We start from the raw sequence: 24,715 nt of genomic DNA on the forward strand, positions 1-24,715 counted from the left end.
TGCGTCGGTCAACGCGCGCCGAATTTCAGGCGCGTCAATTGTTCTGCCGCGTCGGCCAGCAGACGCGCGGCCTCGCGAATTGCGACGTCGAGCGTGATTGGGCCGGGCGCCGGCGAGAAGCAGCCGCTGAAGTACTCGGCGAGCCGCGGCAAGGCTGCGGAGTCCACCGCGCCGGAGAGCAAGGTGGCCGGCACGCCGGCGGCTTGAGCGTGGCGGCAGGCGATGAAGGGCGCTTTGCCGTGCAGCGTTTGCACGTCCGACCGGCCTTCGCCCGTGATCAGCCAGTTGGCGCCTTCGAGCGCGGCGTCGAGTCCGATCTGGCGCGCGACGGTTTCCGCGCCCGGCTCGAATTGCGCGCCGAGCATATGCAGCGCGAAGCCGAGGCCGCCGGCCGCGCCCGCGCCCGGCAGGTCGCGCGCGCTGCGTCCGAGCGCCGCTTCGAGCAGATCGGCGAAGTGGGCGAGCGCGGCGTCGATCGACGCGATCTGCTCGGGCTTCACGCCCTTTTGCGGGCCGAACACGGCGGTGGCGCCGTGCTCGCCCGTCAGCGGGTTGTCGACATCGGACATGCCGACGAATTGCGTGCTGGAGAGCCGCGCGTCGAGTTGCGACACGTCGAGTCGCACGACGCGCGCGAGTTGTTCGGGTGTAGCCTCGAGTTCATTGTCTTGCGCATCGAACAGTTTCAGGCCGAGGCCGGTCAACAGGCCGGCGCCGCCGTCATTCGTGCTGCTGCCGCCGAGCGCGACGTAAAAGCGCCGCACACCTGCGTCCAGCAGCGTGCGGATCGCTTCGCCCATGCCACGCGTGCTGCGCGCCTCGACCGGCACGCCCATGCCGACGGGGTCCGTGATGCCGACCACTTCCGCCGTTTCGACGATCGCGCTGCCGTCGGCGAGCAGACCCGTGAGCGCCTCGCGCACCGGGCCGGCCGCGCCGCGCACGCTAAGCGTGCGGCGTTCGCCGCCGCTCGTCAGCATGGCGTCGAGCGTGCCTTCGCCGCCGTCGGCCATCGGGCAGATGCGCACGTCGGCGTCGGGCCGGGCGCGGCGAATGCCCGACGCGATCGACTGCGCGACCTGTTCCGCGCTAAGCGAGCCTTTAAAAGAATCGGGAGCAATGACGACGACGGGCGAGGACGGCGAATTCGGCATGGTGTCTCTGATAGTTTGGAATCGTGGCGAGGGCAGGTGCGGCGACGGCGCCGCGCAAGCATTTCGGGCGCAGCCCCGGGCGCGTGCGTAACTTTATCAGCATGGGCGCGCCGACTGAATATGTCGAACGGCATAGCCGGGATCGTCCGCACATGGCCGAAACCGTGCCGAAACGGCGTGGAAAGCGGCTCGAATCGCGAGAAAAATGCGGTGAATCGAGGAATCCCGCTTGGGCGCGCAAATAGTTTGCTAAAATATTCGGCTCTTTGGACCCAACCGTGCTGCCGGCGGCCTGCAAGCCCGCGGCGCAGGCGCGCAATCGACGCAACGCCACGCTGTGAAGCGACGTCGAAACGCGGCACGGAGAAGATAACTGATTCGCTCGAATAATTTTAGGACGATTGAAGCCATGGCTAACGTTGTTGAGAACCTCGGCAAGCTCGAACGCCGCGTCACGATTTCCCTGCCGAAGGACGCCGTGCAGAAGGAAGTGGACTCGCGTATCCGTCAACTCGCGAAGAACGTGCGCATGCCGGGTTTCCGCCCGGGCAAGGTGCCGCTCAAGATGGTGACGCAACAGTATTCGGGTCAGGTGGAAGCCGAAGTGCTGAGCGACAAGGTCGGCAAGGAATTCTTCGACATCAGCCGCGCTGAAAACCTGCGGGTTGCAGGTCAGCCGAGCTTCGCGCCGAAATCCGACGCAGTGGAAGGCGACTACGCTTTCGACGCGACCTTCGAGGTGTATCCGGAAGTGAAGCTGGGCGACGTCGCCACGGCTGAAATCGAGCGCACCACGACCACCATCACCGAAGCGGAAATCGACCGCACGCTGGAAATCCTGCGCAAGCAGCGCGTGCATTTCCACGCTCGCGGCGAAGCCGGCGACCATGGTGACGGCGGCGCGGACACGGCGGCAAAAGAAGGCGATCGCGTATCGGTCGACTTCGTCGGCAAGATCGAAGGTGAAGTGTTCCAGGGCGGTAGCGCTGACGACTTCGCTTTCGTGCTGGGCGAAGGCCGCATGCTGCCGGAATTCGAACAGGCTGCTACGGGCCTGAAGGTCGGCGAGTCGAAGGAATTCGACCTGGCGTTCCCTGAGGACTACCACGGCAAGGAAGTCGCCGGTAAGACCGCGCAATTCACGATCACGATGAAGAAGATCGAATGGCCGCATCTGCCGGAAATCGACGCTGAATTCGCAAAGTCGCTCGGTATCGAAGACGGCGATCTGACCAAGATGCGCGCCGAGATCAAAGACAATCTCGAACGTGAAGCGAAGCGCCGCACGCAAGCGATCGTCAAGAATCAGGTGATGGACGCGCTGCTGAAGATTTCGGAGCTGGACGTGCCGAACGCGCTGATCGAACAGGACCAGGAACGCCTCGTCGTGATGGCGCGTCAGGATCTGGAGCAGCGCGGCGTGCCGAACGCCAAAGACGCACCGATCCCGGCTGCCATGTTCAAGGACCAGGCCGAGCGCCGCGTCAAGCTGGGTCTCGTGCTGGCCGAACTGGTCAAGGCGAATGAGCTGCAAGCCAAGCCTGAGCAGATTCGTGCCGAAGTCGACGAATTCGCGAAAAGCTACGAAGACCCGAAGGAAGTCGTCCGCTGGTATTATTCCAACCAGCAACGTCTTGCTGAAATGGAAGCGTATGTCGTTGAAGCCAACGTCGTCGATTTCGTCCTCGGCAAGGCCAAGGTGACGGACAAGGAAGTAAGCTTCGAAGAACTGGCAAGCGCAACGGCGCAAGCGTAAGCGTCGCTGCAACGGCGTGCCGGCTGTCGGAGTGACGGCCCGCACGCCGTTTTTTTGTGCGGCGAACGGGTAGTGAGCATGCGTTGTATTTTGCATGGCGTGTTGCGCCACGTTGCATGCGGCGCTCGCACTGATCGCGCACTTGAATACGGGCTCGTCGACCACACCTGTCTAGCATCTAATATTTAGAATATTTCCAGACAAGGATCAATTGCATGACCTTTCGCGCCCAAATGCTGGACACGTTGACCTCCCAGTCGTCCCGGGATCTCGAAGCGCAGGCGCTCGGACTGGTGCCGATCGTCGTGGAAACGAGCGGCCGGGGCGAGCGCTCGTATGACATCTATTCGCGTCTGCTGAAGGAACGCATTGTGTTCCTGGTCGGCGAGGTGAACGACCAGACGGCCAATCTGGTTGTCGCGCAGATGCTGTTCCTTGAAAGCGAAAATCCGGACAAGGACATCAGCTTCTACATCAATAGCCCGGGAGGCTCGGTGTCGGCGGGCATGGCGATCTACGACACGATGCAGTTCATCAAACCCGACGTTTCCACGCTGTGCATGGGGCTCGCGGCCAGCATGGGCGCGTTCCTGCTGGCGGCCGGCGCGAAGGGCAAGCGTTTCGCGTTGCCGAACTCGCGCGTGATGATTCACCAGCCGTTGGGTGGCGCACGTGGTCAGGCGTCGGACATCGAAATTCAGGCGCGCGAAATCCTGTATTTGAAGGAGCGGCTGAATCATCTGCTGGCGCACCATACCGGCCAACCGGTCGAGCGTATTGCACGCGACACCGACCGCGACAATTTCATGTCGGGTGACGACGCGCAAGCTTACGGTCTGGTCGACCAGGTCGCGCACAAGCGTCCTTGATCTGGTGCGGCTTTGCCTCGAAACGAGGCAAAGCCGTCGTCCGATCGGTTTGTGAAATAATCAAAACTCGTCCGAGCGCCTGCGGCAAACGCCGTCACCTTGGCTCAGCCCCTGCCGCGCCCCAACTGTGAGGCCGGGGCAAACGGCGTATCATGTAATCGAGTGTCCGGAGGCTCACACATCTATGGCGGACAAGAAAAGTTCTAACAGCGAAAAGCTGTTGTATTGCTCGTTTTGCGGCAAGAGCCAGCATGAGGTCAAAAAACTGATTGCCGGCCCGTCGGTGTTCATCTGCGATGAATGTATCGACCTGTGCAACGAAATCATTCGTGACGAAGCGGCAGGTGCGGGCATCGAGGCCGGCTTGTCCAAGTCCGATCTGCCGAGCCCGCAGGAAATCCGTGAAATCCTCGACCAGTATGTGATCGGTCAGGAACGCGCGAAGAAGATTCTCGCTGTGGCGGTGTACAACCACTACAAACGCCTCAAGCATCTCGACAAGAAAGACGAGATCGAACTCTCCAAGAGCAACATTCTGCTGATCGGCCCGACGGGTTCCGGCAAGACTTTGCTCGCGCAGACATTGGCGCGTCTTCTGAACGTCCCGTTCGTGATTGCCGACGCAACCACGTTGACGGAAGCCGGCTATGTCGGCGAAGACGTCGAGAACATCATCCAGAAGCTGCTGCAAAACTGCAATTACGAAGTCGACAAAGCCCAGCGCGGCATTGTCTACATCGACGAAATCGACAAGATCAGCCGCAAGTCCGACAACCCGTCGATCACCCGCGACGTGTCGGGTGAGGGCGTGCAGCAGGCATTGCTGAAGCTGGTCGAAGGCACGATGGCGTCGGTGCCGCCGCAGGGCGGTCGTAAGCATCCGAATCAGGATTTCATCCAGGTCGACACGACCAACATCCTGTTCATTTGCGGCGGCGCGTTCGACGGACTCGAAAAAGTCATCGTCGATCGTACCGAGAAGACCGGTATTGGCTTCGGCGCCAGCGTGAAGAGCAAGCAGGACCGCGACGCCGGCGAAGTGCTGCGCGAAGTGGAGCCGGAAGATCTGATCAAGTTCGGTCTGATTCCGGAACTGATCGGTCGTCTACCGGTGGTGGCCACGCTCGGCAAGCTCGACGAAACGGCGCTGATGAAGATCCTCGTCGAACCGAAGAACGCGCTGGTGAAGCAGTATCACAAGCTGTTCAACATGGAACGCGTCGAGCTCGAAATTCGCCCGGGCGCGTTGCAGGCCGTGGCACGTAAGGCGATTCGTCGCAAGACGGGTGCACGGGGTCTGCGCTCCATTCTGGAACAGGCGTTGCTTGACGTGATGTACGATCTGCCGGCAATGAAAGGTGTTAGCAAGGTCATCATCGACGACAACGTGATTGATGGCGACGGCAAACCGCTGCTGATCTATGAAGACGCGCCAAAAGTGGCGGGTTCGAACTGATCGGCTTTCGGGTTCTGCAAAAAAAGCCGTTCATGGCGACGTGAACGGCTTTTTTCGTTTATCGTGTGGTCAAGGAAGTCTGTTTTCACTATGGAGTCACTGAACCTTCGGAGTCACTGAACTTTTCCCACACGCGGAGGCTTGCAATATTTTCTGCTGGCCTCACCTATCGAACGAACTGATTCCACTCATGGGGAAATGAAATGTCAGGAACCCAACTCCTCCCGCCGGAACGCATTACGCTCCCGCTGCTCCCGCTGCGTGACGTAGTCGTTTTCCCGCACATGGTGATTCCGCTCTTCGTAGGCCGCCCGAAGTCGATCAAGGCTCTCGAAGCAGCGATGGAAGGCGGCAAGCACATCATGCTCGTCGCCCAGAAAACGGCTGCGAAAGATGAGCCGACCGAAAAGGACATGTACGAAGTAGGGTGTATCGCCAACATCCTGCAAATGCTGAAGCTGCCCGACGGTACCGTGAAGGTGCTCGTCGAAGGCTTGCAGCGCGCGAAGACGCTTTCCATCGAAGAACAGGAAACGCAGTTTTCGTGCGAAGTCATGCCGCTCGAACCCGACCACGCCGACAGCGCTGAAACCGAAGCGCTGCGCCGCGCGATCGTGTCGCAGTTCGACCAGTATGTGAAGCTGAACAAGAAGATCCCGCCGGAGATCCTGACGTCGCTGTCGGGTATCGACGAGGCTGGTCGTCTGGCCGATACGATCGCGGCGCATCTGCCGTTGAAGCTCGACCAGAAGCAGCACATCCTCGAAATGTTCCCGGTGATCGAGCGTCTCGAGCATCTGCTCGCGCAACTCGAAGCCGAGATCGACATTCTGCAGGTCGAAAAGCGCATCCGTGGGCGTGTCAAACGCCAGATGGAGAAGAGCCAGCGCGAGTACTACCTGAACGAGCAGGTCAAGGCGATCCAGAAGGAACTCGGCGAAGGCGAGGAAGGTGCGGATCTCGAGGAACTCGAGAAGCGCATCACGGCTGCCCGCATGCCGAAGGAAGCCAAGAAGAAGGCTGACGCCGAGCTGAAAAAGCTCAAGCTGATGTCGCCGATGTCGGCTGAAGCCACCGTCGTGCGTAACTATATCGACACGCTGATCGGCTTGCCGTGGCGCAAGAAGAGCAAGGTCAACAACGACCTCTCGAATGCGGAACGCGTGCTCGACGAAGACCACTTCGGTCTCGAGAAAGTGAAGGAACGCATTCTCGAGTATCTCGCGGTCCAGCAACGTGTCGACAAGGTGAAAGCGCCGATCCTGTGCCTCGTTGGGCCTCCGGGTGTCGGTAAGACGTCGCTCGGCCAGTCGATCGCTCGTGCCACGAACCGCAAGTTCGTGCGTATGGCGCTCGGCGGCGTGCGCGACGAAGCCGAGATTCGCGGTCACCGTCGTACGTATATCGGTTCGATGCCCGGCAAGATTCTGCAAAGCCTGACCAAGGTCGGCGTGCGCAATCCGCTCTTCCTGCTCGACGAAGTCGACAAGATGGGGCAGGATTTCCGCGGCGATCCGTCGTCGGCATTGCTGGAAGTGCTTGATCCGGAACAGAACCATACGTTCGCCGATCACTACGTCGAAGTCGACTTCGATCTGTCGGACGTGATGTTCGTGGCGACGTCGAACTCGCTGAACATTCCGCCGCCGCTGCTCGACCGGATGGAAGTGATCCGTCTGTCGGGTTACACGGAAGACGAGAAGGTCAGCATCGCGCAACGTTATCTTTTGCCGAAGCAGAAGAAGAACAACGGCCTCAAGGAAGGCGAGGTCGATGTGACGGAAACGGCGATCCGCGACATCATTCGTTACTACACGCGTGAAGCGGGCGTGCGTTCGCTCGAGCGTGAAATTTCGAAGATCTGCCGCAAGGTCGTGAAGATGCTTCTGCTGAAGAAGGCGGAAGGCGCGGTGAAGGTCGACGGCAGCAACCTCGACACGTTCCTTGGCGTGCGCAAGTACGACTTCGGTCTGGCAGCGAAGGAAAATCAGGTTGGCCAGGTTACGGGTCTCGCGTGGACGGAAGTGGGCGGCGATCTGCTGACCATCGAAGCCGCGGTGATGCCGGGTAAGGGCAACGTGATCCGCACGGGTTCGCTCGGTGACGTGATGAAGGAATCGGTCGAGGCTGCACGTTCGGTGGTTCGTTCGCGCTCGCGTCGTCTCGGTATTAAGGACGAAGCGTTCGAGAAGCAGGACATTCACATTCACGTGCCGGAAGGCGCCACGCCGAAAGACGGCCCTTCGGCCGGTATCGCGATGACGACCGCGCTGGTGTCGGTATTGACCGGTATTCCGGTACGTGCCGATGTCGCGATGACGGGCGAAATCACGTTGCGCGGCGAAGTGCTGCCGATCGGCGGCCTGAAAGAAAAACTGCTGGCGGCGCATCGCGGCGGCATCAAGCTGGTGCTGGTTCCGGAAGAAAACGTCAAGGACTTGACGGAGATCCCGGACAACGTGAAGAACGCAATCGAAATCGTGCCGGTCCGCTGGATCGACAAGGTGCTCGAACTGGCGCTCGAACGTGTGCCGCAGGCGTTGCCGGAGGAAGAGCCGAAACCGGCTACTCCGGTTGCGGCTGAGGCAGGTAAAGATGTCGGTGCGACGGAAGTCGTAAAGCACTAATGTTCAAGCGCTAAAGCGGCACACGGCGAAAGCTGCTTGCCGGACAAAAAACCCGCGGTCATGCCGCGGGTTTTTTATTGCCTGCTCCTTTTATCGCCCGGTTATCGCTTGATCTCCATCGCGCCTCGCCACGCGTTTCGCAGCGCGTCTGTCATGCCGCTTTAGCACCGGGTTTCCCAACCTTTGAACAATCGCACGACCTGCGCGCCGACGGGTTGCACGTACATCGATTGACGGCAAGATTCGGTGATAAACAGGCCTTTGCAAAACCCGCCGAATCAGGCTCAACCCCGCTTGACACAAGGGTTTCGGCCAATTCTAATGATTCGGCTCGGCGTAGCCCGCCGGCCGCGTGAAGCCAGGCGCTGCAGAGCGCCATCACGATCGCCATACACATTCTCGGGGGTTGGAATGAACAAGACGGAATTGATCGATCACATTGCACAGCAAGCCGACATTTCGAAGGCTGCGGCGGGCCGCGCGCTCGACGCCGTGATCGGCGGTGTCAAAGGAACGTTGAAGAAGGGCGAATCGGTGACGCTGGTCGGCTTTGGTACGTTCGCGGTCGGCAAGCGCACCGCGCGTACGGGCCGCAATCCGCGCACGGGCGCCGCGATCAAGATCAAGGCGGCAAAGGTGCCCAAATTTAGGCCTGGCAAAGCTCTGAAGGATGCGCTAAACTAATGGGCTTGCTGCTTGGGAAATCAGGCGGCAGAAAATAAGCAAGCTGATTCACTGAAGTGGTATTGGATCGTGAAACGGGTGCTTAGCTCAGTTGGTAGAGCGGCGCCCTTACAAGGCGTAGGTCGGGAGTTCGAGCCTCTCAGCACCCACCAGTTTCCGGTTTAATCGAGTGTCTCAGTCAGCGCAGTAACAGTGAAGTACAAGGAGTGGTAGTTCAGTCGGTTAGAATACCGGCCTGTCACGCCGGGGGTCGCGGGTTCGAGTCCCGTCCACTCCGCCAGACATCCTCGAAAGGCGAACTACGGTTCGCCTTTTTTATTGCCCGCTGTTGTAAGATCGGGCGTTCTGTTTTTGGCACCCCTCACGCATGCTCGATTTTTTCCGTAATCACAAACGCCTGATGATGGTCATGCTCATCCTCGTCATTGTGCCGGGGTTGGGTTTTGTGGGTATTCAAGGCTTCCGCGGCTTCTTCGACGAAAGCGCGAATGTCGCGAGCGTCAACGGTCACAAGATCACGCGCGCCGAATACGACGACGCGATGCGTCAGCAACTCGACCGTGCCCGTCAGATGCTCGGCGCGCAGTTCGACATGAAGTCGTTCGATACGCCTGAACGTCGTAGCGAAATGCTCGACGGTCTGATCGAGCAACGCGTACTGGCCGACGAAACACAGCGCCTGCATCTCACTGCGTCGGACGACGCGGTGCGTCGCGTGCTGCTGAACGACCCGGTGATCTCGTCGCTGAAGAATCCCGACGGTTCGATCGACGTCGAGCACTACAAGCAGTTGCTCGCCATGCAAGGCATGACGCCCGATCAATACGACGAGCGCGTGCGCTACAGCATCGCCACGCAGCAACTGCCGGCCTCGATTCAGGGCAGCGCGTTCACGTCGAAGACGCTTGCGCAGCATCTGACCGAGCTCGCCGAGCAGCAGCGTGAAGTGCAGGGCATCGCCTTCCATCCGCGCGACTACGCGGCGAAAGTGCAGCCGACCGACGCGCAACTGCAGGCGTATTACGACGCGCACAAGAACGACTTCGCCACGCCCGCCACCGCCACGATCCAGTATCTGGTGATGTCGCCGGCCACGCTGGCGGCGTCCGCGCAGCCGAGCGACGCCGATCTGAAAAAGTACTACGACGACAACATCGCGCACTTCCGCACGGACGGCCAGGTGCGAGCCAGCCACATCCTGATCGCGGCGCCGAAAGACGCGAGCGCGGCGGACAAAGCCAAGGCGAAGCAGAAAGCTGAAGCGTTGCTCGCGCAGGTCAAGGCACACCCGGATCAGTTTGCGCAGCTCGCGCAGCAGAATTCGCAAGATCCGGGCTCGGCGTCGAAGGGCGGCGATCTCGGTTACTTCGGTCCCGGCATGATCGCCGGCGGCAAGGCCTTCGACGACGCGGTGTTCGCGTTGAAGAAAGACGAAGTCAGCGGCATCGTGCAAACGGACTTCGGCTATCACATCGTCAAGGTGACGGACGTGAAGCCGGCGGTCACCAAGCCGTTCGACGAAGTCAAAGATCAGATCTCGAAAGACCTGAAGACGCAACTGGCAACCAAGGCATTCAGCGACGATTCGGAAGGCTTCACGTCGATCGTCTACGAAAAAGCGAAGAGCCTGCAACCGGCCGCGGACAAGTACAAGCTGCAAGTGCAAACCGCCACGGTCACGCCGCAGCCGGATCCGAAGCTGCCGCCTGGCAGCCCGCTCGGCAATCCGAAGTTCCTGGCCGCCGTATTCGCGAGCGACGCCGTGACCGCGCGCAACAACACGCAGGCCATCGACGTTGGCGGCAACACGCTGATCGCGGCACACGTCACCGATTACAAAGCGGCCGCCGTGCCGGCGCTCGACGCGGTCAAAGACGCGGTGCGTCAGAAGGTGATCGCAGTGCAGTCGGACGAAGCGGCGCACAAAGACGGTATCGCGAAGCTGGCCGACTTTGAGAAGTCCAAATCGACCGCGGGTTTCTCGTCGCCGCTGAAGGTGTCGCGCAATGATGCGCAAGGCGTGCCGCCGGCAGCACTGAGTGCAATCTACAAGGCAGACGCGCAAAAATTGCCGGCCTACGTCGGCGTGGACCTCGGTGACGACGGTTACGCGATCTATCGTGTGAACGCGGTGGTTGCGGGCGCACCGATCGACCCACAGCGTCTGGCTGCGGCGCAGCAACAGATTGGACAAGTCGACGCGCAGTCCGAATCGGAAGCGTATCTGCAGGCCGTGCGAGCCCGTTCGAAGGTGAAGTTCTTCGGCGCGTTGGACAGCAGCAATGCGCAGGCGAGCGGCGAATAAGCCTTAACATTCGCGCCGATTGCTGCAGCATGCAAAAAAAGCCCCGCATAGTGCGGGGCTTTTCATTTGGCGAGCGTGCCGGAGTTCCAGACGCTTTACCGATAGGGATCGCCAAACGGTTTGCTGCAGTGTTTCAAAGAGCGGATCACAGGCAGCCGCTAATGGCGCCGGTAGCGTCGCTACCCGCACCGCCATTCGCGCGGAAACCCACCCACGTACCCTTGCCGGAATACGACGGACGCACCACCGCGGCCGCGCCGTTAGGCGGCTGCTGGCCCGGGACATACACGTCCACGGCCTGATCGTTAGCCATCGTGTCCTGCGACACGACCTGCTGTTGCGAGCCGTCCGCCCATTTCTGCGCGATGCAGGTGGCAACGGCCTTCACCGGTTGCTGGCTTTGACCGACAGATTGGACGCCTGCAGGCGGTTGAGCGGCGCAGGCAGAAATTGCCACGGTCAAAGCGATTAACGGTAGATATTTCACGTTATCTCCTCAAGAGTCGCTCAAAAATCGAGCCGGGTGACACGGGATTACGTAAGTGTCGGATAGACCTTGCCGATCCGTGTTCCCAAAGTTCTAAAAACAAGTTGTCGGCGCGCTATTCAGCGCGGCGAACTTGGTCGAAGGAGCGGCTTAACCACAGGCCACACGTTGTTGAGTAGCACTGGCTGTGCCTGCTGGGTCGGATGCATCTGATCGGCCTGGAACATGTCCGGTTTGTCCGCGATGCCGGCGAGCAGAAACGGCACTAGCGGCACATGCAATTGCTGCGACAGCTGGCCGTACATGGCGTGGAACTTTTGGGTGTAGTCGGGGCCGTAATTAGGCGGCACGTACATGCCGACCAGCACGACCTTCGCGTGACCCTGTTGAGCCTGCTCGACGATCGTGCGCAGGTTGTCGTCGGTGGTCGAGAGGGGCACGCCGCGCAAGGCGTCGTTAGCGCCGAGTTCGACGATCACGATGCTCGGCTTCAAACGTTCCAGCAAGGCCGGCAAACGGGCGCGTCCGCCGCTGGTGGTGTCGCCGCTAATGCTTGCATTGGCGACGCTATAATCGATTCGCTCTGCCGCCAGGCGCTGGCGCATCAAGGCAACCCAGCCCGTGTCGCGCGGCAGGCCGTATTCGGCGGAGATGCTGTCGCCGAGCACGACGATTACCGGCCTGGCCGGTTCCGGCGCGTTGGCGGCACGCGCCGCGAAGGGCAGCGCAAACAGGGTGGCGGCCATCAGGCCCAAGCCGAATGCCGAAGTCGGCGTTGCAGAACGCGGCGCCATGGCAAGCACTTTCAACCTACGCTTCACCATGCTAAACAAAACTGATCCGGTCATTGAAGTGCGGGGTTTGTGCAAGAAGGTTAAGGATGCAACGGGCGAGCTGACGATTCTCGACAACATCGATCTTGCTATCGATGCCGGCAGCAGCGTGGCGATCGTCGGCGCATCCGGGTCGGGCAAGTCTACGCTGCTCGGCCTGCTCGCGGGATTGGACAGTGCGAGCTCGGGCTCGGTTCGACTGCTTGGGCGCGAGCTCACCGAATTGAGCGAAGACGAGCGGGCCGCATTGCGCAGCGGCTCGGTCGGTTTCGTGTTCCAGTCGTTTCAATTAATGCCGCACTTGACCGCGCTCGAAAACGTCACGTTGCCGCTCGAGTTGCAGGGCGGTGTGGGCACGCGCGAAGCCGCCACACGTGCGCGCGTTTTGCTGGAGCAGGTGGGGCTCGGCCAGCGCACGAGCCATTATCCGAAGCTGCTGTCGGGCGGCGAACAGCAGCGTGTGGCGTTGGCGCGCGCGTTCGTCACGCATCCGGCCATCCTCTTCGCGGACGAGCCGACCGGCAGTCTCGACGCCGCCACCGGCCATGCCGTGATCGACCTGATGTTCGAGATGAATCGCGCGAACGGCGCCACGCTGATTCTGGTGACGCATGACATCGAACTGGCGCGTCGTTGCGACACGACCGTGACGATCGAGGCGGGTCGGCTGGCTTGAGGCGACCACCTCGTCACTCGCCTGACGCCAGCCGGAACCGGCGTTACAAAACCGTCGCATCAAAAGCAAAGCGGGCCACGCATGGCCCGCTTTTTTATTGCCTGGTCAGCGCGATCGCTCGCGCGACTCAAGTCACTTCTTCAACGCCGCCCGCGCCCGCGCGATCAACGCCGAGGTCGACGAGTCATGCTTCTTCTCGTCCACGCTGGCCGAGGTCAGATCGGCCTCGACCACCTTGCCGAGAATCTTGCCGAGCTCCACACCCCATTGGTCGAACGGGTTGATGTTCCACACCGACGCCTGCACCAGCACCTTGTGCTCGTACAGCGCAATCAAAGCGCCGAGCGCGCGCGCGGTCAGCGCGTCGACCAGCAGCGTGCTGGTCGGCCGGTTGCCCGGAAACACCAGGTGCGGCGCGAGCTCCGGCTTGTCCGGACCGGCCACTTTCTTCGCTTCTTCCAGCGTGCGGCCGAGCATCAGCGCTTCGCTTTGCGCGAAGCAATTGGCCAACAGTTTCGGATGATGGCTGACGAGCGGATGCTCCGGCGTCATCACGGCGATGAAGTCGATCGGCACGATCGTCGGACCCTGATGCAGCATCTGGAAGAAGGCGTGCTGGCCGTTCGTGCCCGGTTCGCCCCACGTCACGGCGGCGGTCGGGTAGTCGACCATCGCGCCGTCGAGTCGCGCGGACTTGCCGTTGCTTTCCATTTCGAGCTGTTGCAGATACGACGGCAGGAAATGCAGCGCATTCGAATACGGCGCAACCAGATAGCTTTGCGAGCCGAAGAAGTTGCGATACCAGATGCCGATCATGCCGAGCAGCACGGGCAGATTCTTCTCGAGCGGTGCGTCGCGGAAATGCTGATCCATCTCGTTGGCGCCGGCGAGCAGTTCGCCGAACTGCTGCGGACCGATGGCGATCATGATCGACAGGCCCACCGCCGACCACAGCGAATAGCGCCCGCCCACCCAGTCCCACATCTCGAACACGTTCTCTTTCGCGATGCCGAACTTGATCACTTCCGACGGATTCGCCGACACGCCGACAAAGTGCTTCGCCAGCGCGCTTTCCGGGCAGCCCTTCTCGATGAACCAGTCGCGCAGCGAGCGCGCGTTGGTCATGGTTTCGAGCGTGGTGAACGTCTTGGAGACGATGATCGCGAGCGTTTCCTCGGGATCGATCTGCTGCATGACGTTGTACAGATCGGCGCCGTCCACATTCGACACGAAGTGCGTGGCGATCTCCGGTGTCGCCAGGTGATGCAGCGCGTGCACGACCATTTTCGGTCCGAGATCCGAACCGCCGATACCGATGTTCACCACGTAGCGGATCCGCTTGCCGGTGTAGCCGGTCCACGCGCCGCTGCGCACCTGGTCGGCGAACGCGGCCATCTTCGCGCGCTCGGCCTGCACCTGGTCGAAGAACGGCGCTTTCGGGTCGGTGGCGCGCAAGGCGGTGTGCAAGGCGGCGCGGCCTTCGGTCGGGTTCACGACCTCGCCGGCGAACATCGCGTCGCGGCGCTTTTCGACGCCGGCTTCGCGCGCGAGTTGCACGAGCAGCTGCAGCGTTTCGTCGGTGATGCGGTTCTTCGAGAAATCGGCCGCGAGACCGCCGCCGGCGAACGCGAAGCGCTCGGCGCGAGTGGGGGCGGGATCGTTCTCGGGGGCGAACCAGTCGCGCAGGTGCGCATCGCGAATCTTCTCGTAATGCGTTTGCAGCGAGGACCAGGAGGGGAGCGAGTTCTGCGTCATAGCGTCCGTCTAACCAAGGGCACGAAGGGAGGCGAGCGCGTGAAGCGCTGCCGAGAATGAAGCAACGATGCTGTTAGAGCGATGCCGCGCGGCCGGCGATGCATGAGCGGTGGGGAAGCTTGCGGCGTTCGCCGCGCGATGCGAACGTGCGCGAAAGCTTCGCCGCCACCCGCTTCGAATCCGACGCGCGGCGCAGTCGTTCAGTATAGCGGCCTTGCGTGAAGGGTGACAGGCAGGCGCGCTTTGAGCGCGCGCGGGCCTCGCGTGCCTGACTTGCCACATCTCAGCCTTCCGCCGACGGATAAAACAGCCGGTTCAGCAAACTCCGCACCATCGGCGCCAGTTCGCCCGCCGTCAAGCCCGCCGGACCGTGCCCTTGCGCCGTCAGCGTATCGGCGGCGAGGCCGTGCAGATAGACGCCCGCGAGGGCCGCCTCGTAGCGCGGCAGATGCTGCGCGAGCAACGCACCGATGATGCCGCCGAGCACGTCGCCGGTGCCGCCCGTCGCGAGCGCGGCGTTGCCGGTCGGATTGATCGCGAGGCGGCCGTCGGGGGCGGCGACGATCGTGCCGGTGCCTTTCAGCACCACCACGCTGGCAAACCGCGCGGCTAGCGCGCGCGCCGCGCCGAGCCGGTCGCGCTGCACGCCGGGCGCGTCGGTGCCGAGCAGGCGTGCGGCTTCGAGCGGATGGGGCGTGAGAACGCACGGATCGCCTTGTGCGCCGCGCGCGGTGAGTTCGGCCGCGAGCGACGGATTTTTCGCGATCAGATTCAGCGCGTCCGCGTCGAACAGCTTCGGCATGTCGAGTCGCAGCACGTCGTGCAACACCTGCGTCGCGCGCTCGCGCTCGCCCATGCCGCAGCCGATCGCGAGCGCGTCCATCTTCTCGAGCGGCAGCGCGTCGATCGGGTGCAGCATCAGTTCGGGATGCGGCGGATCGTAGGGCGGGGCACCGTCGCCCAGCAGCGCGAGGTGCACCTTGCCCGCGCCGGTATAAAGCGCCGCGCGCGACGCGAGGATCGGCGCGCCGCACATGCCGGTGTCGCCGCCCACCACGGCGAGACTGCCGAAGGTGCCTTTGTTGGTCGCGAAATCGCGCGGCGGCAGGAAGCCGGCGAACAGGTCGGGCGCGTTCAGTTGCACGGCCGTGCGCTTGCTGGAGTCGATGCCGATCGGCGCGACGGTAACCGCGCCGGCGAGGTCGCGGCCTTGCGCGGTGAACAGGCCCGGTTTGGCGGCGATGAAGCTGATCGTGTGCGTGGCGTGCACGGCCACGCTGTCGCGTTCGCTCTCGCCGACCACGGTGCCGGTGTCGCTGTCGAGGCCGCTGGGGACGTCGAGTGCCAGCACGCCGCCCTTGCGCGGCCGCGCCCGGGCACGCTGCGAGAGCTGCCGCGCGAGCGTCGCGAAGACGCCGTCGAGCGCACGTGTCAGGCCGATGCCGAACATGCCGTCCACCAGCCAGGTGTAGCCGTCCAGCGACGCGGGCGGCGTTGCGCTGATCGCCACGCCTGCAGTGCGCGCCAGTTCGAGAGCCCAGCGGGCGTCGTCCGGTTTTACTTCGACCGGCATGCACAGTTCCACGGCAATGCCGTCCTTGTGCAGCTCGGTGGCGAGGACCAGCGCGTCGCCGCCGTTATTGCCGGGGCCGGCGATCAGCCACACCTTCTGCTTCGCGCGTTCGATCGAGGTGTCGCGTGTGATCAGCTCCTGCAGGAAGCTCGCCGCGGACTTGCCGGCACGCGCCATCAGCGTGTGCTCGGGCAAGCCGGCCGCGGCCTGCGCTTCGGCGAGCCGCAGATCGGTCAGCGTCAGTAGCGGCAGCGCCTTGTTGCGAGGGCGGGTGAGGATAGGCGGGGTGAGGTCGGCTTCGGTCATGGCGGCGGGCGATTCGCCCGGGCGCAAGGCCCAGGGCGAGGAAGCTGGAGAAGCCGCTATGGTAGTGCCGATGAGCGCGCCGCGCGAACCCATCGGCCGGCAACGGCTAGAAGCGGTCCGCGCGCAGCGCCGCCAGCGTGTCCGCGGGCATGTCCGGCGTCTGAGCGGACATCAGATCGGCGATCAGTTTGCCCGCGCCGCAAGCCAGCCCCCAGCCCGCCGGGCCATGCCCGAGGTTGACGAAGAGGCGCGGATGCAGCGCGTTGCCGATCACCGGCAAGCCGTCGGGCGACAGCAGTTTGACGCCTTCCCACGGCAGCGCCGCCGAAATTCGCGCGGCGCCCGGAATCCAGTCGTGCGTGGCCTGGCCGAGCAGCGCCAGCGCTTCCTTGGTCAGCGCTTCGCCGAGCGGCTTGTCGATCTGTGCGGCGCTCTGCAGCACCGCGCCGCCCGCAATCCGCAGCCGATGATTCATCCGGCTGATCGCAATCCGCTTGACCGCGTCGACGATCGCCAAGTGCGGCGCGCATTCTTCATGCGCGATCGGCGCGACCAGCGTGTGCAAACGCAGCGGATGCAGCGGCAGGCGCAGGCCGAGCGGGTCGAGCAGCGCGAGACTGCCGTGCCCGGCCGCCACGACGACCGCGTCCGCATGAATCACGTCGACCTCACGCGAACGCGACGACGCGCCCGGCCGCGGCGCCAGTTCCACCGACGCGCGCTGGCCTTCGAGACGGATTGCCGAGACTTCGCAGCCGAGCATGAACTGCACGCCGCCCTGGGTATCGAGCGTCTGCTTGAGCAGCTTGGCGAACAGCGGCGAGTTGGCCGTGCGTTCCTGATCGAACAGCACGCCGCCGGCGAACTCCGGCTCGGCGCGCACCGAATGCTCGAACGCGCTGCATTCGGCGGGCGTCAGCACGTGATGCGGCACTTCGTTCTGGCGCAGCAACTCGAGCGCCGGCTGGGTCTGCTCCCACTCCTGGGTGGAGCGCACCAGGTAAAGCAAACCGCTGGTCTGTTCGAATTCCAGGCCGAAGCGCGCCTCGACGTCGGCCATGGTTTCGCGCGACAGCTCGATCAGCGGACGCAGCCGGCCATACTGGCGGCTGAAGGCCTCGGGGTCCTGCAACGTGGCGAGCTGTTTGACGAACTGGCGCGCCGGCCCGGTGAAGCCGGTCTTGCTGATCACGCCGTTTCTGGCGTTCTGCCGGCTCGCCATGAAGGTCGGGCCGAACCAGACGTCGAGCGGCGTGGGCAGCACGGTGCCGCCGTGGCCATAGGTCGCGCCTTGCGCCACCGTGGCGTGACGTTCGACCACGCAGACCCGATGACCGGCCGCGCGCAATTGATAAGCGGTGGCGACGCCCGCAATCCCGCCGCCGATGACGATGACATCCATGTTCTGATTCGAATGGCCGACGGGACGCCGAAGCGGCGCGCTCCCGTTGAGCGTGACATGCGGCGCGCATTGCACGGCCTGACTCGTTGCCTCAGGCCGCTCGCGCCGATCTGGTGAAAGGGCGAATGATAGCAGCCAAAGCGCTCGCGCGGCCACGCGGGCGGCACGCCGGAAAGCGTCGCGCGGCGCGCCGCGAGCGGCCCGAAAGCGCACCGGCAAGCCCGCCGGAAGCCCTTTCCCGGGGTATAATCTCGGACTTCCTTTCCGCCTCACGTCGCCTGCATGCGCGACTTCTCGGCATCACTGAGCGACGCAAAGTCAAGTCCATGGCCCACTTCTCGTGTTTCCCCGGCGCTTCGGCCCTCTCCGATTTCCGTCAAACCCGCCTGCTCGACACGCTCATGCGCATCGACCCGAACATCACCGGGGTGCGCGGGCAGTATCTGCACTTCGTCAACGCCCACAGCGAGCTGTCCGCTGAAGACACGGCGAAGATCGAAGCACTGATGCACTACGGCGATCCGCTCGAGGCAAGCAATGAGCGCGGCACGGCCGAAACCTTCCTCGTGGTGCCGCGTTTCGGCACGGTCTCGCCATGGGCCAGCAAGGCCACCGACATCGCGCATCTGTGCGGTCTCACGCAGGTGCGCCGGATCGAGCGCGGCGTCGAGTACACGGTCACGCTGAAGAGCGGCCTGCTGGGCGGCAAGAAGGCGCTTTCCGACGAAGCCCGCGCGGCCGTCGCCGCGGCGCTGCACGACCGCATGACCGAAAGCGTGTCGAGCTCGCGCGACCACGCGTTGCATCTGTTCGACGAACTGCCGGCCAAGCCGCTGCAAACCGTCGACGTGCTCGGCCACGGCCGCGGCGCGCTGGAAGCGGCGAACACGGAACTGGGCCTTGCACTCGCCGACGACGAAATCGACTACCTGGTCGACGCGTTCACGAAGCTCGGCCGCAACCCGACCGACGTCGAACTGATGATGTTCGCGCAGGCCAACAGCGAACACTGCCGTCACAAGATTTTCAATGCGGACTGGACTATCGACGGCGAGAAGCAGGACATCTCGCTGTTCAACATGATCCGCAATACCGAGAAGCTGAACCCGCAAGGCACGATCGTCGCGTATTCGGACAACTCGGCGATCATGGCGGGCGGCATGGCCGAGCGCTGGTTCCCGCGTACGCCGGCCGAGCCCGGCGCGATGCCGGAGCACTATCGCCGTGGCGTCGAACTCACGCACACGCTGATGAAGGTGGAAACGCATAACCACCCGACCGCGATCTCGCCGTTCCCGGGCGCGTCCACCGGCTCGGGCGGTGAAATCCGCGACGAAGGCGCGACCGGTCGCGGCGCACGTCCCAAGGCGGGTCTGGCGGGCTTCACGGTGTCGAACCTGGCGTTGCCGGACGGCGTCGAGGCGTGGGAAAACGCGCGCGACGTCGCGCAGCCGCTCGCCCACCGCAATCCGGCCGAACAGCACGAAGCGTACGGCCGTCCGGACCGCATCGCGTCGCCGCTGCAAATCATGATCGACGGTCCGCTCGGCGGCGCCGCGTTCAACAACGAATTCGGCCGGCCGAATCTGGGTGGCTATTTCCGCGCTTACGAGCAGAACGTCGCGGGTCTGGTGCGCGGCTATCACAAGCCGATCATGATCGCCGGCGGCATCGGCAATATCTCGGACCAGCACACGCATAAGCACGATCTGCCGGAAGGCTCGCTGCTGATCCAGATCGGCGGCCCCGGCATGCGGATCGGCATGGGCGGCGGCGCGGCGAGTTCCATGGCCACCGGCACCAATACTGCCGAGCTCGACTTCGACTCGGTGCAGCGCGGCAACCCCGAAATCGAACGCCGTGCGCAGGAAGTCATCAACGCGTGCTGGCAACTCGGCGACAAGAACCCGATTCTGAGCATTCACGACGTCGGCGCGGGCGGTTTGTCGAACGCGTTCCCGGAAGTGGTCGACGGCGCCGGCAAGGGCGCACTGTTCGATCTGCGCAAGATCCAGCTCGAAGAGAGCGGGCTGTCGCCGCGCGAAATCTGGTCGAACGAAGCGCAAGAACGTTACGTGCTGGCCATCGCGCCGGCCGATCTGCCGGCGTTCGAAGCCATGTGCCTGCGCGAACGCTGCCCGTTCGCGGTGATCGGCACGGCGACCGCCGAGCGTCAACTGAAGGTGATCGACTCCGCGCAGAACGCGGACAGCGCGCATCAGCCGGTCGATATGCCGATGGAAGTGCTGCTCGGTAAGGCACCGCGCATGCATCGCGACGTCAAGCGGGTCGAGCAGAAGCTGGAACCGGTGGACGTCACCGGCATTGCGTTGCCGGACGTCGCGGTCAGTGTGCTGCGTCACCCCACGGTCGCGAGCAAGTCGTTCCTGATCACCATCGGCGATCGTTCGGTGGGCGGCACGACCGCGCGCGACCAGATGGTCGGTCCGTGGCAAGTGCCGGTGGCCGACGTCGCGATCACCACGATGGATTACGCGGGCTTCCGCGGCGAAGCGATGACCATGGCCGAGCGCACGCCGCTCGCCGTGATCGACGCGCCGGCGTCGGGCCGCATGGCAGTCGGCGAGGCGGTGACCAACATCGCGGCGGCGCCGATCGCATCGCTCGACAAGCTCAAGCTGTCGGCGAACTGGATGGCCGCGTGCGGCGCGGCCGGCGAAGACGCCGCGCTGTACGACACGGTCAAGGCGATCGGCATGGAACTGTGCCCGGCGCTCGGCATCAGCATTCCGGTCGGTAAAGATTCGCTGTCCATGCGCACCAAGTGGGAAGACCACGGTGTCGCCAAAGAGGTGGTCGCGCCGGTCTCGCTGATCATCTCGGCATTTGCGCCGGTTGAAGACGTGCGCAAGCATCTCACGCCGCAACTGCGTCGTGCGAACGGTACCGACGGCGTGGGCGACTCGGTGCTGATCGCGATTGATCTGGGCCGTGGCCAGCATCGTCTGGGCGGCAGTATTCTCGCGCAGGTCACGCAGCAGGTCGGCGACACGGTGCCGGACGTCGACGATCCGGACGATCTGAAGCGTTTCTTCGCCGCGATCCAGGCGCTGAATCAACAAGGCAAGCTGCTTGCGTACCACGACCGCTCGGACGGCGGCCTGTGGGCCACAGTGTGCGAAATGGCGTTCGCGGGTCACGTGGGCGTGTCGCTGAACGTCGACATGCTGGTGCTCGATCCTAACCACGAATCCGATTACGGCGATGCGAAAGACTGGGCCAAACAGACCAGCGGCCGTCGCGAAGACCGCACGATCCGCGCGCTGTTCAACGAAGAACTCGGCGCGGTGATTCAGGTGCGGGCAACGGACCGCGACGCCGTGCTCGCCGCATTGCGCGAACACGGTCTGTCGGCGTGCTCGCATGTGATCGGCAAGCTCAACGAGCGCGACACGATCGAAATCTATCGCGACGCGAAGAAGATCTACGAAGCGCCGCGCACCGAGCTGCATCGCACTTGGAGCGAAGTGAGCTGGCGTATCTCGCGTCTGCGTGACAACCCGGCTTGCGCCGACGCCGAATACGACATGCTGTCGGACGCGGCCGATCCGGGCATGACGCCGGTCTTGAGCTTCGATCCGAAAGAAGACGTGGCCGCGCCGTTCGTCGGCAAGGGCGCGCGTCCGCGTGTCGCGATCCTGCGTGAGCAGGGCGTCAACTCGCACCTCGAAACCGCCTACGCATTCGACCGCGCCGGCTTCGACGCGCACGACGTGCACATGAGCGACCTGCTGGCGGGCCGCGCCAATCTGGCGGATTTCGCCGGGGCGGTGGCGTGTGGCGGCTTCTCGTACGGCGACACGCTCGGCGCCGGCGAAGGCTGGGCGAAGGCGATCCGTTTCAACGCGCAACTGGCCGACATGTTCGCCGCGTTCTTCGGTCGCGAAGACACGTTCGCGCTGGGCATCTGCAACGGTTGCCAGATGATGAGCAGCCTCGCGTCGATGATTCCGGGCGCGGAAGCCTGGCCGAAGTTCACGCGCAACAAGTCGGAGAAATTCGAGGCGCGCTTCTCGCTGGTCGAAGTGCAGGCTTCGCCGTCGATCTTCTTCAACGGCATGGAAGGCTCGCGCATTCCGGTGGCGATCGCCCATGGCGAAGGCTACGCGGACTTCTCGCAGCAGGGCGACGCGTCGAAGGTGGCGGTTGCCATGCGCTTTGTCGATCACCGTGGTCAGGCGACCGAGCAGTATCCGTTCAACCCGAACGGTTCGCCGGACGGCATCACGTCGGTCACCACGCCGGACGGCCGCTTCACCGTGCTGATGCCGCACACCGAGCGCGTGCATCGCGCGGTGCAGATGAGCTGGCATCCGGAAGGCTGGGGCGAAGGCAGCACGGACGCAAGCCCGTGGATGCGCGTGTTCCAGAACGCCCGCCGCTGGTTGGGTTGAAGCTGAGATCGAGCAGAAACAAAAAACCGCCCTCGGGCGGTTTTTTTTCACGCTGAGCAAAACGTAAAACAACCAGGTCATCAAAGCAAACAAGCCGCCCGAGGGCGGCTTGTTCGTTTCGATCAGTAGGCTAGCAAAGAGCCCGCTTATTGAATCTTCGCGTTCTTACGCAGACCTTCTTCGAACGCTTGCAGCTTTTCCTGCTGGATCTGCTGCACGATCTGCGGGCGCACCTGTTCCAGCGGCGGCGGCGTGATGGCGCGCGTATCGTCGAGGCGAATGATGTGCCAGCCGAATTGCGTATGCACCGGCGTGTCGGTCATCTGGCCTTTCTGCAGATGCGTGGCCGCGTCCGCGAATTCAGGCACATAAGCCTTCGGGTCCGACCAGTCCAGGTCGCCGCCGTTCTTGCCCGATCCCGGGTCTTTCGAGTATTGCTTGGCCAGATCTTCGAAGCTTGCGCCGGCCTTGATCTTCGCGATCAGGTCCTTGGCCTGCTGTTCGTTGTCCACCAGGATGTGGTGCAGGTGATATTCCTTGCCGCCCGCATCTTTGATCAGCGCGTTGTAACGCGCGGTGACTTCGGCGTCGCTCGGCGTGTTGTTCTTCACGAAATCTTCGATCAGCGCGCGCAGCACCACGGTTTGTTGCGCGACGGCGATCTGCGCCTTGATGTCCGGACGATTCGGCAGGCCGCGACGCAGGGCTTCCTGCATCAGGATTTCACGGTTCACCAGTTCTTCGCGCACGGCCGTTTGAAGTTGCGGCGTGTTTTGCTGGCCTTGATGCACCAGTTGTTCGATCAGCGCGTCGGCGCGTGCTTTCGGAATCGGCGTGCCGTTCACGACTGCGATGTTCTGTGCAAATGCAGGTGCGGCCGCGAACGCAGCCAGCAATACCCAAAGGTGGGTTTTCTTCAAGGTCATCGGAAGGTTCCTAGCGGGGCAACAAAGCGAATTCTTCGGGCGTATACGCCGTGATTGCAAGGGCATGAATGCCGCGCTGCATGGCATCGGCCAGCGCATCATACACCATGCGATGCCGCGCCACGCGGGCCTTGCCGGCGAATGCGGCGGCCACGATCGTGACACTGAAATGACCGCCGGCCGAGGCGCCGGCGTGGCCCGCGTGCTGCGCGCTGTCGTCGGTGATGGTGATCGACGCGACCGGCGCGAGCGCGGCGCCGAGGCGCGCTTCGATCAGCGCGGCGCGCTCCGCGGTGGTGGCGTGCATGAAAACATTGGTGTCGGCGGTCATGTCATTCTTCCTTCATGTACTTCGACAGCCACAAGCTCTGTCCGACGATAAACACCACGAGACAACCGGTCGCGCCGAACAGCTTGAAATTGACCCATTGGTCGGTGCTGTAGTGGTACGCGACGAACAGATTGACGAGCCCGAGCAGCACGAAAAAGATCGCCCACACCACGCTCAGCTTGCCCCAGATCGCGTGCGGCAGCGTGATCTGCTTGCCCATCATCGCTTCGATCAGGTTCTTGTTGAAGGCCAGTTGCGAGACGATCAGCGCGACGGAAAACGCCCAGTACAGCACGGTGGGTTTCCATTTGATGAAGGTGTCGTTATGCAGCACGAGCGTCGCGCCGCCGAACACGGTGACGACGCCGAGGCTCACCCACAGCATCGGATCGACCTTGCGGTGGCGGAACGCCACCCACGCGATCTGCACCAGCGTGGCGACGATCGCCACTGCCGTCGCCGTGAAAATGCCCCAGATCTTGAAGGCGACGAAGAACAGGATGATCGGGAACAGATCGAACAGGAATTTCATTATCTGGTCGGGAATTCGCAGAAGGAGTCGAGGAATGAGGGACGCGGCGCGAAACGGCCGGCAGGTGCCTGCAACGCAGGCCCCGCCGGCAATGCGTCGGACTCCGCGCTGCGTTACTTGGGCTCGAATTGTAACGCAGCCGAATTGATGCAGTAACGCAGACCCGTCGGCGCCGGGCCGTCTTCGAACACGTGGCCCAGATGCGCGCCGCAGTTCTTGCATTGCACTTCGATGCGCAGCATGCCGTGCGTGCGGTCGGTTTTCTCGGCGATCACTTCGCCGTTGATCGGCTTGAAGTAGCTCGGCCAGCCGCAGCCGGCGTCGAACTTGGTGTCGGATTCGAAGAGCGGCGTGCCGCAGCACACGCAGTCGTAAATGCCGCGGTCCCAGTGGTCGTGATAGCGGCCGGTGAACGGGCGCTCGGTGGCCGCGTGGCGCGTCACCTGGTATTCGACGTCGGAGAGCTGCGCGCGCCACTCGGCGTCGTCTTTCTGCACGGCGGGGACGTCGGGCGCGTTGGGGTTGAGGTCGTCGGGCTTGTTCATGGTCGGGGTTCCTGTCTCGGGGCTTGTTTTGGGGACGGCACTAGGTCAGGTTGCGTTCATGCGAATGACGGCAGGCTGCGGCG

Annotated in this window: 18 protein-coding genes and 2 tRNA genes; 10 read left to right on the forward strand and 10 right to left on the reverse strand. The window is 63.2% G+C overall.

The genetic code is table 11. From position 1 onward, the window contains the following. Positions 1 to 8: 8 nt before the first annotated feature. On the reverse strand, positions 9 to 1,154 hold the full coding sequence (locus BX591_RS07680) for a glycerate kinase (protein WP_111930066.1): 1,146 nt from the start codon (positions 1,152 to 1,154) through the stop codon (positions 9 to 11). Positions 1,155 to 1,563: 409 nt separating this feature from the next. On the opposite strand from BX591_RS07680, the gene tig reads away from it, so the two are divergent. The 8 genes from tig to BX591_RS07720 all read left to right on the forward strand — a co-directional run bounded on the left by tig (position 1,564) and on the right by BX591_RS07720 (position 10,851). Continuing rightward, positions 1,564 to 2,910: a trigger factor gene (gene tig, locus BX591_RS07685; RefSeq protein ID WP_111930067.1), complete on the forward strand. Its 1,347-nt coding sequence runs from the start codon at positions 1,564 to 1,566 to the stop codon at positions 2,908 to 2,910. Between the two features lie 215 nt (positions 2,911 to 3,125). Then, positions 3,126 to 3,779, forward strand: a complete 654-nt coding sequence (gene clpP / locus BX591_RS07690) for an ATP-dependent Clp endopeptidase proteolytic subunit ClpP (protein WP_007182010.1) — start codon at positions 3,126 to 3,128, stop codon at positions 3,777 to 3,779. A gap of 184 nt (positions 3,780 to 3,963) precedes the next feature. Beyond that, positions 3,964 to 5,235 carry an ATP-dependent Clp protease ATP-binding subunit ClpX gene (gene clpX / locus BX591_RS07695; protein ID WP_111930068.1) on the forward strand — a complete coding sequence of 424 codons (1,272 nt, stop codon included), beginning with the start codon at positions 3,964 to 3,966 and terminating at the stop codon, positions 5,233 to 5,235. Between the two features lie 203 nt (positions 5,236 to 5,438). Next, positions 5,439 to 7,862, forward strand: coding sequence for an endopeptidase La (gene lon, locus BX591_RS07700; protein WP_111930069.1), 2,424 nt, complete (start codon positions 5,439 to 5,441; stop codon positions 7,860 to 7,862). Between the two features lie 411 nt (positions 7,863 to 8,273). Beyond that, the gene (locus BX591_RS07705) at positions 8,274 to 8,546 is read left to right on the forward strand and encodes an HU family DNA-binding protein (protein ID WP_035550302.1); all 273 of its coding nucleotides are present in this window, start codon (positions 8,274 to 8,276) and stop codon (positions 8,544 to 8,546) included. 76 nt (positions 8,547 to 8,622) lie between these two features. Continuing rightward, positions 8,623 to 8,698: transfer RNA gene (locus BX591_RS07710), tRNA-Val, on the forward strand. A gap of 51 nt (positions 8,699 to 8,749) precedes the next feature. Next, positions 8,750 to 8,826 (forward strand) — tRNA-Asp (locus BX591_RS07715). 87 nt (positions 8,827 to 8,913) lie between these two features. Beyond that, positions 8,914 to 10,851 carry a SurA N-terminal domain-containing protein gene (locus BX591_RS07720; RefSeq protein ID WP_111930070.1) on the forward strand — a complete coding sequence of 646 codons (1,938 nt, stop codon included), beginning with the start codon at positions 8,914 to 8,916 and terminating at the stop codon, positions 10,849 to 10,851. A 145-nt stretch (positions 10,852 to 10,996) separates the two neighbouring features. Here the strand turns inward: BX591_RS07720 and BX591_RS07725 are convergent, their stop codons facing one another. Continuing rightward, positions 10,997 to 11,338: a hypothetical protein gene (locus BX591_RS07725; protein ID WP_111930071.1), complete on the reverse strand. Its 342-nt coding sequence runs from the start codon at positions 11,336 to 11,338 to the stop codon at positions 10,997 to 10,999. 119 nt (positions 11,339 to 11,457) lie between these two features. Beyond that, the gene (locus BX591_RS07730) at positions 11,458 to 12,132 is read right to left on the reverse strand and encodes an arylesterase (protein WP_244146866.1); all 675 of its coding nucleotides are present in this window, start codon (positions 12,130 to 12,132) and stop codon (positions 11,458 to 11,460) included. Positions 12,133 to 12,160: 28 nt separating this feature from the next. Here BX591_RS07730 and BX591_RS07735 point away from each other — a divergent pair, with 28 nt between their 5' ends. Beyond that, positions 12,161 to 12,847 (forward strand): ABC transporter ATP-binding protein, encoded by a 687-nt coding sequence (locus tag BX591_RS07735; protein ID WP_111930073.1) that lies wholly within the window; start codon positions 12,161 to 12,163, stop codon positions 12,845 to 12,847. Between the two features lie 132 nt (positions 12,848 to 12,979). Here the strand turns inward: BX591_RS07735 and pgi are convergent, their stop codons facing one another. The 3 genes from pgi to BX591_RS07755 all read right to left on the reverse strand — a co-directional run bounded on the left by pgi (position 12,980) and on the right by BX591_RS07755 (position 17,883). After that, a complete protein-coding gene (gene pgi / locus BX591_RS07740) occupies positions 12,980 to 14,602 on the reverse strand; it encodes a glucose-6-phosphate isomerase (protein WP_111930074.1) in 1,623 nt (540 codons plus the stop codon). Between the two features lie 283 nt (positions 14,603 to 14,885). Then, a complete protein-coding gene (locus BX591_RS07750) occupies positions 14,886 to 16,481 on the reverse strand; it encodes an NAD(P)H-hydrate dehydratase (protein WP_111930076.1) in 1,596 nt (531 codons plus the stop codon). Between the two features lie 106 nt (positions 16,482 to 16,587). After that, positions 16,588 to 17,883 (reverse strand): FAD-dependent oxidoreductase, encoded by a 1,296-nt coding sequence (locus BX591_RS07755; protein WP_111930272.1) that lies wholly within the window; start codon positions 17,881 to 17,883, stop codon positions 16,588 to 16,590. Between the two features lie 326 nt (positions 17,884 to 18,209). On the opposite strand from BX591_RS07755, the gene purL reads away from it, so the two are divergent. Then, complete coding sequence (purL, locus tag BX591_RS07760) at positions 18,210 to 22,298, forward strand: phosphoribosylformylglycinamidine synthase (protein WP_111930077.1); 4,089 nt, start codon at positions 18,210 to 18,212, stop codon at positions 22,296 to 22,298. 146 nt (positions 22,299 to 22,444) lie between these two features. Here the strand turns inward: purL and BX591_RS07765 are convergent, their stop codons facing one another. From BX591_RS07765 to msrB, 4 genes are all read right to left on the reverse strand, one after another. Next, positions 22,445 to 23,224: a peptidylprolyl isomerase gene (locus BX591_RS07765; protein ID WP_035550281.1), complete on the reverse strand. Its 780-nt coding sequence runs from the start codon at positions 23,222 to 23,224 to the stop codon at positions 22,445 to 22,447. A 10-nt stretch (positions 23,225 to 23,234) separates the two neighbouring features. Further along, positions 23,235 to 23,555 (reverse strand): BolA family protein, encoded by a 321-nt coding sequence (locus BX591_RS07770; RefSeq protein WP_111930078.1) that lies wholly within the window; start codon positions 23,553 to 23,555, stop codon positions 23,235 to 23,237. 1 nt (position 23,556) lies between these two features. Then, a complete protein-coding gene (locus BX591_RS07775; RefSeq protein ID WP_111930079.1) occupies positions 23,557 to 24,087 on the reverse strand; it encodes a septation protein A in 531 nt (176 codons plus the stop codon). A gap of 113 nt (positions 24,088 to 24,200) precedes the next feature. After that, positions 24,201 to 24,632 carry a peptide-methionine (R)-S-oxide reductase MsrB gene (gene msrB / locus BX591_RS07780; protein ID WP_111930080.1) on the reverse strand — a complete coding sequence of 144 codons (432 nt, stop codon included), beginning with the start codon at positions 24,630 to 24,632 and terminating at the stop codon, positions 24,201 to 24,203. Positions 24,633 to 24,715 lie beyond the last annotated feature (83 nt).

The organism is Paraburkholderia bryophila (genome assembly GCF_003269035.1).
GTDB lineage: Bacteria > Pseudomonadota > Gammaproteobacteria > Burkholderiales > Burkholderiaceae > Paraburkholderia > Paraburkholderia bryophila.